This window comes from Pseudomonas sp. lyk4-R2A-8 (assembly GCF_030209095.1).
In the GTDB taxonomy this organism is placed as follows: domain Bacteria; phylum Pseudomonadota; class Gammaproteobacteria; order Pseudomonadales; family Pseudomonadaceae; genus Aquipseudomonas; species Aquipseudomonas quebecensis.
Map to the genome: position 1 here is coordinate 1 of NZ_JARVSS010000010.1, position 16,908 is coordinate 16,908.

The window sequence follows — 16,908 nt, forward strand, 5'->3', positions numbered from 1 at the left end:
GGGGCGTTTTTCATCCGGCGTTTGCCAATCAGGCCTGATCAGCCAACCGCCACGTCGTCCCACCCTTGCCGTCTTCCAACACCACGCCCATTGCGGTCAGTTGGTCACGGATACGGTCGGATTCCGCCCAGTCTTTATTGGTACGAGCCGTCAAACGCGCCTGAATCAACGCATCCACTTGCGCCGCATCCACACGCCCTTCGGCGCCGGCCTGCAGGAAGTCATCGGCCTCCATCTGCAACACGCCCAGCACACTGGCCAACTCTTTCAAGCGCGCCGCCAGGCCCGCCGCTGCGTCGAGATCGCTCTCGCGCAGGCGGTTGATCTCGCGCACCATTTCGAACAGCACCGCACAGGCTTCCGGGGTGCCGAAGTCGTCGTTCATGACTTCGGTGAACCGCGACACGAACGCTTCGCCGCCGGCCGGCGCCACGGATGGCAAGCCTTTCAACGCGTGGTAGAACCGCTCCAGGGCGCCCTTGGCATCCTTGAGGTTGTCTTCCGAGTAGTTGATGGCGCTGCGGTAGTGGCTGGACACCAGCAGGTAACGCACCACTTCCGGGTGGTACTTTTCCAGCACGTCGCGGATGGTGAAGAAGTTGTTCAAGGACTTGGACATCTTCTCGCCATTGATGCGGATCATGCCGCAGTGCATCCAGGCATTGGCGTAGGTCTTGCCGGTGGCGGCTTCGCTCTGGGCGATTTCGTTTTCGTGGTGCGGGAACTCCAGGTCGCTGCCGCCGCCATGAATGTCGAAGGTCTCGCCCAGGCAGCAGGTGGACATCACCGAGCACTCGATGTGCCAGCCTGGACGGCCCGCGCCCCACGGCGACTCCCAGCTCGGCTCGCCGGGTTTGGTAGCTTTCCACAGCACGAAGTCCAGCGGGTCTTGCTTGGCTTCGTCGACTTCGATGCGCGCGCCGATGCGCAGGTCTTCGATTTTCTTGCGCGACAGCTTGCCGTAGCCCATGAACTTGGCGACGCGGTAGTACACGTCGCCATTGCCTGGAGCGTAGGCGTAACCCTTGTCGATCAGGGTCTGGATCATGGCGTGCATGCCGGGGATGTGGTCCGTGGCACGCGGCTCCATGTCCGGCTTGAGGATGTTGAGGCGCGCCTCGTCCTCGTGCATGGCGGCGATCATGCGCTCGGTCAGCGCGTCGAACGACTCGCCGTTTTCGTTGGCGCGGTTGATGATCTTGTCGTCGATGTCGGTGATGTTGCGCACATAGGTCAGGTCATAGCCGCTGAAACGCAGCCAGCGGGTCACCAGGTCGAAGGCCACCATGCTGCGGCCGTGGCCGATGTGGCAGTAGTCGTACACGGTCATGCCGCACACGTACATGCGCACCTTGTTGCCATCGAGCGGCTTGAAGACTTCTTTGGTCTTGCTGAGTGTGTTGTAGATCGTTAGCACAACGGCTTCCTTAGAGAATCACTGGCCCCACGAATCACGCAGGGTCACGGTACGGTTGAATACCGGAGCACCAGGTTTCGAGTCCTTGATATCCGCGCAGAAGTAGCCTTCGCGCTCGAACTGGAAACGGTCTTCCGGCTGTGCGTCGCCAAGCGATGGCTCGGCACGACAACCAGTGAGTACTTGCAGGGAGTCAGGGTTGATGTTGTCGAGGAAACTGGCGCTGTCTTCGGCCTTCTCGGGATTCGGCGAGCGGAACAGACGGTCGTACAGACGCACTTCGCACTCGACGCTGGCGGCGGCCGGCACCCAGTGGATTACGCCCTTGACCTTGCGGCCTTCAGGGTTCTTGCCCAGGGTTTCCGGGTCGTAGGAGCAACGCAGTTCGACGATGTTGCCATCGGCGTCCTTGATCGCTTCGTCGGCACGGATTACGTAGCTGCCGCGCAGGCGCACTTCGCCGTTCGGCTCCAGGCGCTTGTAGCCCTTTGGCGGTTCTTCCATGAAATCGTCACGGTCGATGTAGATTTCCCGCGCGAACGGCAGCTTGCGCACGCCGAGCGCTTCGTTCTGCGGATGACGCGGCAATTCGAGATTGTCGACCTTGTCTTGCGGATAGTTGGTGATCACCACTTTCAACGGGCGCAGCACGCACATGGCGCGCGGCGCGTTCGCGTCGAGGTCCTGGCGGATGCTGAACTCGAGCATGCCGTAGTCCACCACGCCGTCGGAACGGTTGGTGCCGACCATTTCGCAGAAATTGCGAATCGACGCCGGGGTATAGCCACGGCGGCGGAAGCCCGACAGCGTGGACATGCGCGGGTCATCCCAGCCATGTACGTGCTTTTCATCGACCAGTTGCTTGAGCTTGCGCTTGCTGGTGATGGTGTAGTTGAGGTTCAGGCGGCTGAATTCGTACTGGCGCGGCTGAGCCGGCACCGGCAGATTGCTCAGGAACCATTCGTACAATGGGCGATGGCTTTCGAACTCCAGGGTGCAGATGGAGTGGGTGATGCCTTCGATGGCGTCCGACTGGCCGTGGGTGAAGTCGTAGTTGGGGTAGATGCACCACTTGTCGCCGGTCTGGTGGTGATGGGCGTGGCGGATGCGGTACATGATCGGGTCGCGCAGGTTCATGTTCGGCGAGGCCATGTCGATCTTGGCGCGCAGCACACGGGCGCCGTCCGGGAACTCGCCGGCGCGCATGCGGGCGAACCAGTCGAGGTTCTCTTGCACCGAACGGTCGCGGAACGGGCTGTTCTTGCCCGGTTCGGTGAGCGTGCCACGGTATTCCTTGGCCTGTTCCGGGCTCAGGTCGTCGACGTAGGCCTTGCCGGCCTTGATCAACTCCACGGCCCAGTCGTGCAACTGGTCGAAGTACTGCGAGGCATAGCGCACTTCACCGGACCATTCGAAACCCAGCCACTTCACGTCGCTTTCGATGGCGTCGATGTATTCCTGGTCTTCCTTGGCCGGGTTGGTGTCGTCGAAACGCAGGTGGGTGACGCCGCCGAATTCCTGGGCCAGGCCGAAGTTCACGCAGATCGACTTGGCGTGACCGATGTGCAGGTAGCCGTTGGGCTCAGGCGGGAAACGGGTGACGATCTGCGTGTGCTTGCCCGAATCCAGGTCCGCCTGGATGATCGGGCGCAGGAAATTGACCGGGACGGCAGGTCCGGTCTTGGAATTCGAGGTAGGGTCGACAGTGGGCTTGCTCATAGGATCCTTGAACAGACAGGTTCGTGGCCGTTTGCGGCCAGATAAAACAAAGGGCTTATCATAGCCGAAGCGGTCAAGCCGCTGACAGAGCGTGGCCCAAAACTGCTGCATTTAATGCACGGGCGGTAAAAAACCACCTCGAAATTCCTGCCGGGCACGCTAAACTGCGCGCCTTGGCCGCCGTTTAGCCAGACAGGTCAGGCGCTCTGCGCGCCCAAACCCACGAATTCCCTGAAAAGAGTAGTGCACATGACTCAAGTCAAACTGACCACCAACCACGGTGACATCGTCATCGAGCTGAACGCCGAGAAAGCGCCGATCACCGTCGCCAACTTCATCGAATACGTTAAAGCCGGCCACTACGAAAACACGGTTTTCCACCGTGTCATCGGCAACTTCATGATTCAAGGCGGCGGTTTCGAGCCTGGCATGAAAGAAAAGAAAGACAAGCGCCCAAGCATCCAGAACGAAGCGGACAACGGCCTCTCCAACGACAAGTACACCGTCGCCATGGCCCGTACCATGGAGCCGCATTCGGCCTCCGCGCAGTTCTTCATCAACGTGGCCGACAACACCTTCCTCAACCACAGCGGCAAGAACGTGCAGGGCTGGGGCTACGCGGTATTCGGTAAAGTCACCGAAGGCCAGGACGTTGTCGACAAGATCAAAGGCGTGTCCACCACCTCCAAGGCCGGCCACCAGGACGTCCCTGCTGAAGACGTGATCGTCGAGAAAGCCGAGATCGTTGGGTGATATTGCTGATTTCAGATTTGCATCTGGAAGAGGAGCGCCCGGACATCACCCGGGCGTTTCTGGATCTGCTCCACGGCCGTGCCCGTGGCGCCCAGGCGTTGTACATTCTGGGGGACTTCTTCGAAGCCTGGATTGGCGACGATGGGATGACCGAATTCCAACGCTCGATCTGCGCGCACTTGCGCGAACTGAGCGACAGCGGCACCGCGATTTTCATCATGCACGGCAACCGCGATTTCCTGCTCGGCAAGGCCTTCTGCAAAGCCGCCGGCGCCACCCTGCTTAAAGACCCGAGCGTGGTGCAGCTGCACGGTGAGCCCGTGCTGCTGATGCACGGCGACAGCCTGTGCACCCGCGACCTCGGCTATATGAAGCTGCGGCGCATCCTGCGTAACCCAATTGTGCTGTTTATCCTGCGCCACCTGCCCTTGGCCAGCCGCCACAAGCTGGCGCGCAAGCTGCGCAGCGAAAGCCGTGCGCAAATGCGCATGAAGGCCAACGACATTGTCGATGTCACTCCCGAGGAAGTACCCCGGGTGATGCAGCACTTCGGCGTGCACACGCTGGTCCACGGCCACACCCACCGCCCGGCGATCCACAAGCTGCAGATCGGCGACCAGGCTGCGCGGCGCATTGTGCTCGGGGATTGGGACAAGCAGGGCTGGGCGTTGCAGGTGGATGAGCAAGGGTTTCAACTGGCGGCGTTTGACTTCGTCAATCCGCAGCTGGCGTTGCCTGGCGCCTGATCCTCAAACCCCGCTGATCCAATGTGAATACAGATCAAAACGTGGGAGGCGGCAAACTCCCTCCCACAATTGATTGCATTTCAGTCTTTGCCAATCAGTGGCCGGACGCTTCCGGCCCTGCCTTGGCACCAAACGGCGGCTTGGCCAGCCACACCAGCAGCATCAATGCCATGAACATCCAGCCCAGCAAAGTGAAGTAGTCCACGGTGGACATCATGTACGCCTGGCTGGTGAGGATGTGGTCCAGCTGCGTATAGGCCTTCTGCCCTGCTCCGCCCAACGCCTGCAAGGCATCGCGGGTGGCCGAGTCGTAGAGGGTCATGTTTTCGCTCATGTACGCATGGTGCTGATCGGCGCGGCGGATCCAGATCCAGGTGGTCAACGAGGCAGCAAAGCTGCCGCCCAGGGTCCGCAGAAACGTCGCAAGACCGGCGCCGTCGGCGATCTGCTGCGGGGGCAGATCGGACATCAGGATGCTCAAGGTCGGCATGAAGAACAATGCCACGCCGATCCCCATAAACAGTTGCACCAGGGCGATATGGGTAAAGTCCACTTCATTGGTGAAGCCCGCGCGCATAAAGCAGCTCAAGCCAATTGCCAGGAACGCCAGCCCCGCCAGCAGGCGCAGGTCGAACTTGTGCGCGTACTTGCCCACGAACGGCGACATCAGCACCGGTAGAATACCGATCGGCGCCACCGCCAGCCCGGCCCACGTGGCGGTGTAGCCCATCTGGGTCTGCAACCACTGCGGCAGGATCAGGTTGATGCCGAAGAAACCGGCGTAGCCGAGGATCAACACGATGGTGCCGATGCGGAAGTTACGATAGGCAAACAACCGCAGGTTGACCACCGGATGCTCGTCGGTCATTTCCCAGATCACGAACACCGCCAGGGCAATCGCCGAGATCGCCGCGCCGATAATGATGAAATTCGATTCGAACCAGTCCAGGTCATTGCCCTTGTCGAGGATGATCTGCAACGCACCCACCCCCACGATCAAGCTGAGCAACCCGACGTAGTCCATGGGTTGGTAACTGGTGTGCACCGGACGTTTCTTCAATTGCGAGCGCACCACCATCACCGCAAAGATGCCGATGGGTACGTTGATAAAGAAGATCCACGGCCAGCTGTAACTGTCGGTGATCCAACCGCCGAGGATCGGCCCGGCAATCGGCGCCACCACCGTGACCATCGCCAGCAGCGCCAGGGCCATGCCGCGCTTGGCCGGCGGGTACACCGCGATCAGCAGCGTCTGGGTCATCGGGTACAACGGCCCCGCCACCAGGCCTTGCAGCACCCGAAACCCGATCAATTCGGGCATCGAGGTGGAAATCCCGCAGAGGAACGACGCCAATACAAACAGCATGGTCGCCCACAGGAACAGTTTCACCTCGCCAAAGCGCCGGCTCAACCAGCCGGTGAGCGGCAAGGCAATCGCGTTGCTCACCGCAAACGAGGTGATCACCCAGGTGCCCTGCTCCGAACTCACGCCCAGGTTGCCGGAGATAGTCGGCAACGCCACGTTGGCGATGGTGGTGTCGAGCACCTGCATAAAGGTCGCCAGCGACAGGCCAATGGTGGCCATCAGCAGGCTGGGCGGCGTGAACGAGGCTTCCTTGCTCATCAGCGTTGCGCAGCCTTGGGAGCGGCGACGCTGTTGGCATGGATCAATTGCGTGATCATGGCATCGGCCTCGGCCAGTTGCTGGTCATACACCGTGGTGGTGAACGACGCCTTCTGCGGCGGTTGTTGCGCCAGCACCGGGCCGCTCTGGTCATGCAGGTCGACGTTGACCACGGTGCTCAAGCCCACGCGCAGCGGGTGCTTGGCCAGCTCTTCGGCGTTGATATGGATACGCACCGGCACACGCTGCACGATCTTGATCCAGTTACCGGTAGCGTTCTGCGCCGGCAGCAAGGCGAATGCGCTGCCGGTGCCGGCGCCGAGGCTGTCGACGGTGCCGCTGTATTTAACGTCGCTGCCGTAGATGTCCGACTCAATGTCCACCGGCTGGCCGATGCGCATATCGCGCAGTTGGGTTTCCTTGAAGTTGGCGTCGATCCACAGCTGGTCCAGTGGGATCACCGCCATCAACGCCGTGCCTGGTTGCACGCGCTGGCCCAATTGCACGCTGCGCTTGGCCACGTAACCGGTGACCGGCGCGATCAAGGTGCTGCGCGCGTTGGTCAGGTAAGCCTGGCGCAGTTGCGCGGCGGCGGCCTGCACGTCGGGGTGCGAGCTGATGACCGTGTCGTCCACCAGGGCGTTGGTGGTTTTGAGTTGCTGCTCAAGGTTGGTCAGGGCGTTCTTAGCAGCGGTCAGGCTGTCGCGGGCGTGGGACAGTTCTTCCTGGGAAATCGCACCGCCCTGGGCCAGGGTCTTACGCCGGTTGTAGTTGTCCTGCGCAGTCTGCACGTCGGCTTTCTGCGCATTGACCTGAGCCTTCATGCCGTCGACGTTGCTGTACAAGCCGCGCACCTGGCGCACGGTGCGCGCCAGATTGGCCTGGGCACTTTGCAGGCCGACGGCGGCGTCGTTCGGGTCGAAATTGACCAGCACCTGACCGGCATGCACCAGGTCACCATCATCGGCGCCGATGCTCACCACGGTGCCGGTGACCAGCGGAGTGATTTCCACCACGTTGCCGTTCACGTAGGCATCGTCGGTGCTTTCATTGAAGCGCCCGTACAGTTCGTACCAGGCCCACACGCCGACCACGCCCAGGATGACGATCAGCGCGAGGCCGATCAGCATGACTTTGCGCTTGCGCGGATTGCTGGTGGTGTTCGATTGCGGTGTGGCGTTGGAGTGTTCGGCAGTGGCCATGACAAATACCTCGAATTATTCCGTGCGGGTGGCGGGGGTGGTCGACGCGACATTGCTGGCGCCGTAGCCGCCGCCCAGGGCCTGCATCAATTGGATCGACAGGGTGATCTGCCCGGCATTGAGGCTCGCCAGCTGACGCTGGGCCTGCAGCAGCTGCTGCTCGATGCTGAGTACATCCAGGTAGCTGCCGATGCCGGAGCCGTAGCGCTGGACCACGGTGTCGTAGGACTGCTGCGCAATGTCCGTAGCGTGTTGCTGGGCCTGGATCTGCCGGCCGGTGTCGCGCAGTTGGGACAAGGTGTTGCCGATATCGCCCAGAGCTTGCACCAGGGTTTTGTTGTATTGCGCCACGGCCAGGTCGTAGTCGGCGTCGCGGGCGTCGAGGTCGGCGCGCAGGCGGCCGCCGTCGAAGATCGGCAACGAGATCGTCGGCGCAATATTGAAGAAGCGACTGGCCGAGCCGAACATCGCATCGCCCAGCAACGACTCGGCGCCGGCGCTCGCGCTGAGATTGAGGTTGGGGTAGAAGCGGGTTTTGCTCGCATCGATGGTGCGACTCGCCGCCTCCACGCGCCAGCGCGCGGCAATCAGGTCGGGACGCCGGCCCAACAGCTCGGCGGGCAGCACCGCAGGCACCGCCACGGCGGCAGGCTTGAGCACGGCCGGGCGTGCCAGTTCGCCGCCACGGTCCGGGCCTTTACCGAGCAACACTGCCAGGGCGATCCTGGCGCTCTGCAGTTGTTTCTGCGCATCGATCAACTGCGACTCGGAACTCGCCGCCAGGCTTTCGGTTTGCTGGTACTGGTAGTGGCTGTCGATGCCCGAATCCAGGCGGCGCTGGCTCAGTTCGAGCATTTGCCGGGTGCGCTTGAGGTCTTCCTCGGCCAGGTCACGCACGATATGGGCCTGGCCCAGATCGCTGTAGGCCTTGGCCACATCGGCGGCCAGGGTCAGGCGCGCAGCCTGTTGATCGACCTGGGCGGCACGCGCCTGGCCCAATGCGGCCTCCCAGGCGGCGCGCTGGCCTCCCCAGAGGTCGAAGGTGTAATTGAAGCTGGCGCCGATGTTGCGCACCGTCGAGTAGGCATCGCCCTGCCCGCGCGGGTCCTGGTCCTTGGCCAGGCGCGAACGGCTCACACCGGCGCTGGCATCCAGGGTGGGCATGCGCGCGGCGTCGGCGGCGTAGGCAGCGGCTTCAGCCTGGTGCGCGCGGGCGCTGGCCACCTGCATATCCGGGCTGTTTTGCAGGGCTTCGTTGATCAGGCCGTCGAGCTGCGGGTCGCCGAGGCTTTTCCACCAGTCGGCGCTCGGCCAGGCAGCGCTGGAGAGCGTTACCCCGCTCAGGGACTTGTCGGTGTGCAGGGTGTTGGCGTCAAGGCGCCGGCCCTGGGTGTCGAGGCCGCTGTAGTTGGCGCAACCGGCCATGCTCATGGCCACGAGCACCAGGCAAAGGGCGCGTGTGTTCATGCTTTACCTACCCGCTGCAGGGTGATGGGGTCGCCTGCCGCTATCAGAATTTTCTTGAGGATGCGTTCCAGGGTTTCCAGCTCGCCCGGCTCGAGCACACCGGCCAGTTGATTCAGCGCAGCGGCGCCGATGTGCGGCAGCATGTCCGCCAAGCGCTGGCCATCGGCGGTGAGGACCAGTTGCACCTGGCGCCGGTCCTGTTCGGAACGCTGCCGGCACAGCAAGCCCTTCTGCTCCAGCCGATCGAGCATGCGCGTCATTGAGCCGCTGTCCAGGGACAGGTTGCGACACAGCTCCGCCGGCGTATCGACGCCGAACTGGGCCATGATGATCAACACCTTGAACTGTGCGGCGGTGATGCCGTGGGGTTCCATATGGGTGTCGATGATGCGGTCCTTGAGGAGCGCGGCGCGGCCCAGCAGCAGGCCGAGGTGGCAGTTGTGGAAGTTGTCCGGGGTGAAGTGCGGCATTGGAAGTCACCTTATTACTGCCTAGGCAGTGAATGTGTGACGAGATATTACTGCCTAGGCAGCGAAAGTCAAATGGAATAATTAGCTTGCTTGGTAGTTTGGCGATGGGTGGGTGAAAGACAGACTTAATGTGGGAGGGGGCTTGCTGTGGCGAGCGGGCTTGCCCCGCGCTGGGCCGCGAAGCGGCCCCATTCCAGGCGATGTGGTTTAGCTGATACACCGACGTGCCTGGGTTTGGGTCTGCTTCGCAGCCCAGCGCGGGGCAAGCCCGCTCACCACAAAAAAACCGCTCACCACAGCAAGCTCCCTCCTACATTTCTATCCCCGTTGGGTTTAGAAATCGCGCTTGTAGAAGATGTCCAAGGAGCTGGCCACGCCACTGGCCACTTCCAGGTAGACCTTTTTGCTCAGCAGGTAGCGCAAGGCGATGGTGTTGGCAGGCTCGAATACCCCAACCCCATAGCGCAGGCTGAGTTTTTCGGTGATTTTGCCGCTGGCGACCACAGCGGTGTTGTTGCCGCTGCCCTGGGTGTCGAGGTCGAAATCGCGAATGCCGAGCTTGTTAGCGATGTCCGACGTCACCCCGGCGCTGCCCATCAGGCCCAGACCCAGGGCAGCCTGGGCGAGCATGTTGTTGTCTTCGCCGGTAGTGCTTAACGGGCGCCCCAGCACCAGGTAGGACAGCGCCTGTTCCTGGCTCATCGCCGGTTCCGAAAAGATTTGCGTGGTGGGCTGCTCGGCGCTGCCGCTCAGGCGAATACCGGCGGTCACGTCGTCGGTCTTGCGGATCGCTTCGATGTCCAGGTACGGCTGGTCCAGCGGCCCGGCGAACAGCAGGCGCGCACGGCGCACGTCAAGCTTCTGCCCATAGGCGCGGTAGCGGCCGTCGTTGAGCCACAGCTCGCCACGGGTGTCGAGGTTGTCGCCGATGTGCACCTGACCCTGGACCTTGGCGGTCAGGCCGAAACCGGAAAAATTCAGCTGGTCTTCACCCACCACCACGTCGATATCCATGGCCATGGCCATCGGTGGCTTGCCCTCTTCGGTCTGGCTGCCGATGATCACCGTGTCATCCGACACCTTGACGGTCGACGGCGGCAATTCGCGCACGGTGATGTCGCCACGTGGGATGCGCACCTTGCCGGCAACAGCCAACCTGTCGTTCTTGAGGCTGATTTTCAGGTCGGGCGCCACTTCCAGCTCGGCGTAGGGTTCCACCGTGACGGGCAGTTGCGTGCCCTGCAGTTGCAGGTCCATCGTCAAGGCCTGGCCCCAATCGACCTGCCCCTTGAGGCTGCCCTGCCCGGCTTTGCCGCTGCGCCAGCCGCCGCTCAGTTGCACACTTTCACCGGCAATCAACGCCTGCACATTCAGCCCTTCGAGACTGATGGGCAGTTCCGGCCCGGACACTTCGCCGCCCACCAGGTTAACGCTGCCGTTGACCTGCGGCGCCAGCAGGCCGCCGCTGATGCGGCCGTTGCCGTTGAGCTTGCCGCTGAGTTTTTCCACCATCGGCACGAACGGCCGCGCCACGGCCAGGTCCAGCCCCATCAGGCTGAAATTGCCAGTGATCGGCTTGTTTTTCGGCAATGGGTTGATCTGCGCCTGCAGCAGCAATTCGCCGAGCTGGCCGCCGCGGAAATTCAGCTGCGTATCGATGCGCCGAGGGTTGAGGGTGGTTTCCAGCTTGAGGGTCTCATAGGGAAAGTCCAACCACTGGGCCTTGTCCTTGACGCGCAGGGTGCCACCGCTGGCATCCACCGACACGATGCCCTTGGGGCCGCTGGCGGGCAGGTCCAGTTGCAGGTCGGCATTGAGGCGACCTTGCCAGGCGAAATCCTTGGGCAAAAACGCCGCCAGGCTGTCGATGGGGAACTGCTTGAGGTGATAACGCAACTTCGGTTCGGGCATCAGACGCTGGTCTTCGCCGCACAGGCTCGACGCACCGGAGACCCAGCAGTGCGCCGCAAATGTCAGTCGGCCATCGGCCAGGCGTTCGATCCTGGCCGGAGCCTGCAGCCGCCAGTCCTGGCCGCCGGCCTGCACATCGCCGCTGGCCAGGCGCCCGCGCCAGTTGCCCTGGTCAAGATTGCCGTCCAGCGCCAAGGCCAGTTTGACCAACGGGCCGGCCAGGTCGAGCTGGACCTTTTGCTGCCGGATATCGCCCTGGGCGCTGGCGGTGAGCGTGCCGACCTGGGTGTCACCGCTCTGGAGGCCGCTGCCCTTGAGGTCGATCTTTGCGCGTTGGGCGTTATCCAGCGTGGCGTCGAGGCTGAGGGTTTGCAGGCGGTTGTCGGCAAACGCCAGTTGCTGGCCCTTGAGCCCAAGCTTGCCCTGAGGCGCCTTGAGCGTGCCGGCCACGTCGAGCCGGCCGTTGATCTGACCGCGCAGCTGTGGCCACAACTGGGCCAGGCGTGTGAGTTTGATATCGATCTGCCCGGCCAGGCGCTGCTGCAGGCTGCCGCTGCCCTGGATGCGGTTGTCGCCCAGGCGCAGGTCGAGGTTGGCGAGGGTCCATTGCTCGCCGGCGCCGTCGGCCTTGGCCGCCAGCACGGCGGTCTGCCCGCGCAGGCGGCCCTTGAGGTCAAGGTCGGCGTTGAGTTTGAGCTGTTCGCTCTTGAATTCGCCCTTGCTGCGCAGCGGTCCGGCCAGAGTGCCGGGCAACTCCGCCACCCAGTACGCCGGGTTCAGCGCCGACAGGTCCAACGCGGTGTCCCACGCAATGCCGTCGGCGAATTGCAGGTTCAGGTGACCTTCGGCCTTGCCCTGACCGGCGCTCAGTTTCAGCTCCGGCAGGAACACTTGCGTAAGGTCGCCGCTGAACGGCGTGACCACCGAGAACGGGCCGGCCGGGCCATCGAGGTTGGCCGTGAGGTTACCGAGGTAGTTGCCGTCTTTATAGGCAATCTCGCCGTTGAAGGTACGCAACGCCACTTGGGGCTCGTCGATCAGCGGGTACAGACGATGCCACGGGAAATCCAGCCAGGCGATTTTGGCATCGGCGCTGAAGCCTTGCTGCCAGTCCAGGTTGGCGCTGAGTTTCAGGCTTTGTTTGTCGCCGGCATTCACGTCCAGGCCGGCGATCTGCGCGCCTTTGGCGTCTACCTTGCCTTGCAGCAGCAGGTCCACCGGGCCTTTTTCCGCCGGCAACACGGCCTTGCCTTGCAGTTGGTAGCCACGGCTCAGGTCGCCCTTGGCGGTAAGGTCCAGTTGATTGAGTTGCAGGGTGTCGGGCAAATCAGCACTGGGCTTGAAGCCATCGGCGGTGATGCGCAGTTGGGCGGGCAGGTTTTCCGCCAGCGGTTGCAGTTCGCCGCTGAGTTTGGCCGGCAGGTAGCCGCTGCTGTCGGCGTCGAGTTTGAGGGTCTTGAGCAGGTCGCCGTCGATCTTCAGCGCCACCGTCCACGGCGCGCCGCCGGGTGCGTAAGGCAGGCTCAGATTGCCGCTGGCGGTCAACGGCCAATCGCCGCTGGGCTGCAACAGGCCGCTCAGGTCCAGCACCAGGTCGTCGCGCCGCAGGTGCACGGCGTCGATCTGCATCCCCGCCGCGGTCCAGTGCGCCGCCAGTTGCAGGCCCTTGAGTTCCTCGCTGCCGTTGAACAACAGACGACCGACACGGACGTCGCCCAACTGCAGGGCCACCGGCAATTTCAAGTCCGGCAGTTGGATCGGTCCGCTGCTCTCGTCGCCACTGGGGGGAAATTGCAGGCTGACCTGCTCCACATCCAGTTGATCGATGCACAAGGTCATGCGCAGCAGACAGGCCGGCGACCACGCTAACGTCGGTGCCTGGAGTTCGACGCGGCTGCTGTCCTGCTGCCAGAGCAGATGGTCGGCGCGCCATTGGCCGCCCAGGTGGCCGTGGAAATTCTCCACGCTCAACCCCGGCACACGCGCCAACGCCCAACGGCTGCCGGCCTGGGTGCCGAGTATCGCCCAGCCGGTCAGCACTGCCACGGTGAGGACGGCCATCACGGCCAGCCCGGCTATTTTCACACCTCGCATCACAACTCAGGCCCCATGGAAAAGTGCAATCGAATGCCGCCCGGGTCTTCCAGGGCATGGGCCAGGTCCAGGCGAATCGGACCGACCGGCGAGACCCAGCGCACACCGACGCCGACGCCGGTCTTCAGGCTGGGCAGCTCCAGATCATTAAAGGAGTTGCCCTGGTCGATGAAGGTCGCGATCCGCCATTTTTCGGCGATGGAATATTGGTACTCGGCACTCAGCGCCACCATGTAGCGCCCACCGATGCGATCTCCCCGATCGTTTTCGGGGGACAGGGTCTGGTACTCATAGCCGCGCACGCTCTGGTCTCCACCGGCAAAGAAACGCAACGACGGCGGCACCGACTGGTAACCATTGGTGGCGCTGCCGCCCACTTGGGCGCGGGCGAGAAACCGGTGGTTGTCCCACAGGGTGGTCAAGCCTTTGACCATGGCCGTGCCATACAGGAGGTTGGTGTCCGACCCCAACCCCTCCTTGGCCACCTTGGCGTCGAATTGCAGGCGGTAGCCGTGGTGCGGGTCAATACGATTGTCGCTGCGCAGGTAGGAATAGCTGACGCCTGGCATCAGCAGGTTGCTCAGGCCCGAGTCGTTGCCCAGGCGATATTCCTCGCGTTGCCACTTGAGCGAGATCACCCGTGTCCAGCCGCTGGGCAACTTGCTGTGCCACTCCGGCCCGAGGGTAAGCAATTTACTCAGGGTGTCGGTGTTGGCGATTTCTTCGTTCTGATAGCCGCCGGCAAAGCGCAATTTGTCGGTGAGCGGCGGGTCCATGGGAATGTCGTACCAAAGGCCGACGTTCTGCCGCGGTGCCGACAGTTCGGCTTCCCAGCCATAGCTATGGCCCTGGGGGTTGACCCAGTGCCGCGTCCAGTTGGCTTTGCCGCGCGGTCCGACGTCGGTGGAGTAACCCAGGCCCAGGCCCAGGGTGCGCGGTTTACGTGTATCCAGCTGCACGGCGACCGGGATCACATCATGGGTCGAGGCGGCGGGTGCGGCGTCCACCCGCACGCCTTCAAAAAAACCACTGGCCTGCAGGTTCTGGTTGAGCTCAGCGATAAGTTCGGAGTCGTAGGGGTCGCCGCTTTTGAACGGCACCATGCGGTGCAGCAGGTCCTCATCAAATGGCGTATCGCCAGCAAAGCTGACTTTCCCCAGGGTGTAGCGCGGGCCGCTGTCGTAGACCAGTTCGATATCGGCGACGCCGGCCTGCGGGTCCACCGCAAGTTTCTGCCGGGTAAAGCGCCCGCTGAAAAAACCGTAGCGCGAGGCCTGGTTCTGGATCAGGCGCTTGGCGTCTTCGTAATGGCCGTGGTTGAGCACGGCGCCGGACTTGAGATCGTCACCGGCGGGCACGCGAAACGCTTTGAGGCTGGCCGCCGGGCCATCGACCCGAATCGTCACATCACGCAGGTGCACCGGTTCGCCGGGATCGACATTAAGGATCAGGCGCGGGTTCTTGCCGCCTTTCACATCGCTGTCGATGCGCGGTTGGTAGTAGCCCAGCGCCTGGGCGGCCTTGCGCGCCTGCTCCTCGGCGCCACGGCTGAACCGCAGCAGCGCCTCTTCATCGCGATCGCCCACGCCGCCGATATAGCCTTCGATGTTGGCTTTCAGCGCGTCGTTGGCGGGTTTGATGCGCACGTCCAATTCGCTTTGCGCCAGTGCGCCGCAGCTTGTGAACAGCAGAATCAAGCTGCTGGTGAATCTTCCTGGAAACTTCATAGGCGCGGATGCTACACGAGCTGGCAAGGAACGTAGAACTCGGAAGATTCTGAAAAAATCTGCATTACGCCGTGGCAGCCTGCAGGACCTGCGGGCTGGGGTGGAAAAAAATATGCTCAAGGACAGGTCCTACAGCGACCTCGCCGATTTCCTCATAGCCCTGGCGCTTATAGAACTCCAGGTAGCGCGAGTTGCCCGTGTCGAGCACCACGCCCGAAGAATGCGGGTCCTCGGCGCACCAGTTGTGCACCGCCTGCAACAATTGCTCACCGTAATGTTTGCCCTGGAACTGTGGATGAATCCCCAGCAATGGCAGCACATGCACCGATTCGCTAGGCAGGCACGCCAGCACGGCATGGTGATAATCCAGGTAACGCCGCGTGCCACGCACGCCAGTACTCAGCCACATGCGCAATTGCCAGGCCCAGCTCTCGGTGATGCCCAGGCGCCGTTGCGGCGGTGCGATCAGTGCAATGCCGATCAGGCGGTCATCGACAAACAGGCCGATGGCGGGAAGTTTCTGAAAGAAATGCTGCTTGACCAGCTCGCGCACGGTGGCGCGCACCCGCTGTTCATAGCCGGGACGTTCGGCCTCGAAGATGTAGGCAAACGTCGGTTCGTGGCGGTAAGCCTGGTACAACAGGGAGCGGGCTTCGCGGGAATAGCCGCTGTTGAGCACGCGGACGTCGGCGATGGCAGTCGAAGTGTCAGGCATACAGTCAATCTCTCTGGGCGCCACTCAAAAGATGGCGTTCTTATGGGTACGAACCTACACGGCACCAGTCGTTCCCAGACATTAGCAGTGCATCTGTCCTACCGCCACGCTGGCCCCCGTCTGACTTGTCGGCTAGCATCGCCCTTTTGCCAGAACCGGACCGCCGAGCATGAAAATCGTCTCCTTCAATATCAACGGGCTGCGGGCCCGCCCTCATCAGCTGGCGGCGCTGATTGAAAAACATCAACCGGACGTAATCGGCCTGCAGGAAACCAAGGTTCACGACGACCAGTTCCCTCTCGCTGAAGTGCAAGCCCTGGGCTATCACGTGTATTACCACGGCCAGAAAGGCCACTACGGCGTGGCCCTGCTCTCGCGCCAGGAAGCATTGAGCGTGCACAAAGGCTTTGCCAGCGATGAAGAAGACGCCCAGCGCCGCTTTATCTGGGGCACCTTCGCCGATGAGAACGGCCACCCGGTCACGATCATGAACGGCTACTTCCCCCAAGGCGAAAGCCGCGACCATCCCACCAAGTTTCCGGCCAAGCAGCGCTTCTACGAAGACCTGCAGCAGTTGCTGGAAAGCCAGTTCAGCAACGACCAGGCGCTGGTGGTGATGGGCGACGTGAATATCTCGCCGCAAGACTGCGACATCGGCATCGGCGCCGACAACGCCAAGCGTTGGCTCAAGACCGGCAAATGCAGCTTCCTGCCGGAAGAACGCGAGTGGATGGAGCGCCTTAAAAGCTGGGGCCTGGTGGACAGTTTCCGGCACCTTTACCCGGACGTGACCGACCGTTTCAGCTGGTTCGACTACCGCAGCCGTGGGTTTGAAGATGAGCCCAAGCGCGGGCTGCGCATCGACGTGATCATGGCCTCTACCGGCCTGGTGCCACGGGTCAAGGATGCGGGCGTGGATTACGACCTGCGCGGTTTGGAAAAACCGTCGGACCATGCGCCGATCTGGCTTGAATTGAGCTGACCGGCAGTCTGGCTCGGTTAAATGGGGCGGCCTGTCAGTCATATTGATGCAACCTGACTGACTTAATCTCGCGGCACTCCC

12 protein-coding genes are annotated in these 16,908 nt (G+C 62.5%); 3 read left to right on the forward strand and 9 right to left on the reverse strand.

Translation table 11 applies throughout. From position 1 onward, the window contains the following. Nucleotides 1-28: 28 nt before the first annotated feature. On the reverse strand, nt 29-1,417 hold the full coding sequence (gene cysS / locus QRN10_RS10460; protein ID WP_285428353.1) for a cysteine--tRNA ligase: 1,389 nt from the start codon (nt 1,415-1,417) through the stop codon (nt 29-31). An 18-nt stretch (nt 1,418-1,435) separates the two neighbouring features. Further along, nucleotides 1,436-3,136 carry a glutamine--tRNA ligase/YqeY domain fusion protein gene (locus QRN10_RS10465; protein ID WP_285428354.1) on the reverse strand — a complete coding sequence of 567 codons (1,701 nt, stop codon included), beginning with the start codon at nt 3,134-3,136 and terminating at the stop codon, nt 1,436-1,438. A gap of 249 nt (nt 3,137-3,385) precedes the next feature. On the opposite strand from QRN10_RS10465, the gene QRN10_RS10470 reads away from it, so the two are divergent. Both QRN10_RS10470 and lpxH read left to right on the forward strand, forming a co-directional pair. After that, nucleotides 3,386-3,889 (forward strand): peptidylprolyl isomerase, encoded by a 504-nt coding sequence (locus tag QRN10_RS10470; protein ID WP_181080941.1) that lies wholly within the window; start codon nt 3,386-3,388, stop codon nt 3,887-3,889. Next, nucleotides 3,886-4,635, forward strand: coding sequence for a UDP-2,3-diacylglucosamine diphosphatase (lpxH, locus tag QRN10_RS10475; RefSeq protein WP_285428355.1), 750 nt, complete (start codon nt 3,886-3,888; stop codon nt 4,633-4,635). The genes QRN10_RS10470 and lpxH overlap by 4 nt, the downstream gene beginning before the upstream one ends. 94 nt (nt 4,636-4,729) lie before the next feature. Here lpxH and QRN10_RS10480 read toward each other — a convergent pair whose 3' ends face one another. The 7 genes from QRN10_RS10480 to QRN10_RS10510 all read right to left on the reverse strand — a co-directional run bounded on the left by QRN10_RS10480 (nt 4,730) and on the right by QRN10_RS10510 (nt 15,845). Then, nucleotides 4,730-6,259, reverse strand: coding sequence for a DHA2 family efflux MFS transporter permease subunit (locus tag QRN10_RS10480; protein ID WP_285428356.1), 1,530 nt, complete (start codon nt 6,257-6,259; stop codon nt 4,730-4,732). Beyond that, the gene (locus QRN10_RS10485; protein ID WP_253508298.1) at nt 6,259-7,461 is read right to left on the reverse strand and encodes an HlyD family secretion protein; all 1,203 of its coding nucleotides are present in this window, start codon (nt 7,459-7,461) and stop codon (nt 6,259-6,261) included. The genes QRN10_RS10480 and QRN10_RS10485 overlap by 1 nt, the downstream gene beginning before the upstream one ends. Nucleotides 7,462-7,476: 15 nt before the next feature. Beyond that, nucleotides 7,477-8,928, reverse strand: coding sequence for an efflux transporter outer membrane subunit (locus QRN10_RS10490; protein WP_285428357.1), 1,452 nt, complete (start codon nt 8,926-8,928; stop codon nt 7,477-7,479). Beyond that, nucleotides 8,925-9,398: a MarR family winged helix-turn-helix transcriptional regulator gene (locus tag QRN10_RS10495; protein WP_181080945.1), complete on the reverse strand. Its 474-nt coding sequence runs from the start codon at nt 9,396-9,398 to the stop codon at nt 8,925-8,927. Before QRN10_RS10495 ends, QRN10_RS10490 begins: the two co-directional genes overlap by 4 nt. Before the next feature lie 333 nt (nt 9,399-9,731). Next, the gene (locus QRN10_RS10500; protein ID WP_285428358.1) at nt 9,732-13,403 is read right to left on the reverse strand and encodes a translocation/assembly module TamB domain-containing protein; all 3,672 of its coding nucleotides are present in this window, start codon (nt 13,401-13,403) and stop codon (nt 9,732-9,734) included. Beyond that, the gene (locus QRN10_RS10505) at nt 13,403-15,130 is read right to left on the reverse strand and encodes an autotransporter assembly complex protein TamA (RefSeq protein WP_253508305.1); all 1,728 of its coding nucleotides are present in this window, start codon (nt 15,128-15,130) and stop codon (nt 13,403-13,405) included. Before QRN10_RS10505 ends, QRN10_RS10500 begins: the two co-directional genes overlap by 1 nt. Before the next feature lie 64 nt (nt 15,131-15,194). Next, nucleotides 15,195-15,845, reverse strand: coding sequence for a GNAT family N-acetyltransferase (locus QRN10_RS10510; RefSeq protein WP_181080948.1), 651 nt, complete (start codon nt 15,843-15,845; stop codon nt 15,195-15,197). Between the two features lie 169 nt (nt 15,846-16,014). Between QRN10_RS10510 and xthA the strand changes: the two genes are divergently transcribed. Next, the gene (gene xthA, locus QRN10_RS10515) at nt 16,015-16,827 is read left to right on the forward strand and encodes an exodeoxyribonuclease III (protein WP_181080949.1); all 813 of its coding nucleotides are present in this window, start codon (nt 16,015-16,017) and stop codon (nt 16,825-16,827) included. The last annotated feature ends 81 nt before the right edge of the window (nt 16,828-16,908 follow it).

What these genes read in the sequence shown, in the direction of transcription:
- QRN10_RS10465 (WP_285428354.1), bottom strand. Translation starts at nt 3,136, where the DNA reads ATGAGCAAGCCCACTGTCGACCCTACCTCGAATTCCAAGACCGGACCT.
- QRN10_RS10470 (WP_181080941.1), top strand. Translation starts at nt 3,386, where the DNA reads ATGACTCAAGTCAAACTGACCACCAACCACGGTGACATCGTCATCGAG.
- QRN10_RS10480 (WP_285428356.1), bottom strand. Translation starts at nt 6,259, where the DNA reads ATGAGCAAGGAAGCCTCGTTCACGCCGCCCAGCCTGCTGATGGCCACC.
- QRN10_RS10485 (WP_253508298.1), bottom strand. Translation starts at nt 7,461, where the DNA reads ATGGCCACTGCCGAACACTCCAACGCCACACCGCAATCGAACACCACC.
- QRN10_RS10490 (WP_285428357.1), bottom strand. Translation starts at nt 8,928, where the DNA reads ATGAACACACGCGCCCTTTGCCTGGTGCTCGTGGCCATGAGCATGGCC.
- QRN10_RS10495 (WP_181080945.1), bottom strand. Translation starts at nt 9,398, where the DNA reads ATGCCGCACTTCACCCCGGACAACTTCCACAACTGCCACCTCGGCCTG.
- QRN10_RS10500 (WP_285428358.1), bottom strand. Translation starts at nt 13,403, where the DNA reads ATGCGAGGTGTGAAAATAGCCGGGCTGGCCGTGATGGCCGTCCTCACC.
- QRN10_RS10505 (WP_253508305.1), bottom strand. Translation starts at nt 15,130, where the DNA reads ATGAAGTTTCCAGGAAGATTCACCAGCAGCTTGATTCTGCTGTTCACA.
- QRN10_RS10510 (WP_181080948.1), bottom strand. Translation starts at nt 15,845, where the DNA reads ATGCCTGACACTTCGACTGCCATCGCCGACGTCCGCGTGCTCAACAGC.
- xthA (WP_181080949.1), top strand. Translation starts at nt 16,015, where the DNA reads ATGAAAATCGTCTCCTTCAATATCAACGGGCTGCGGGCCCGCCCTCAT.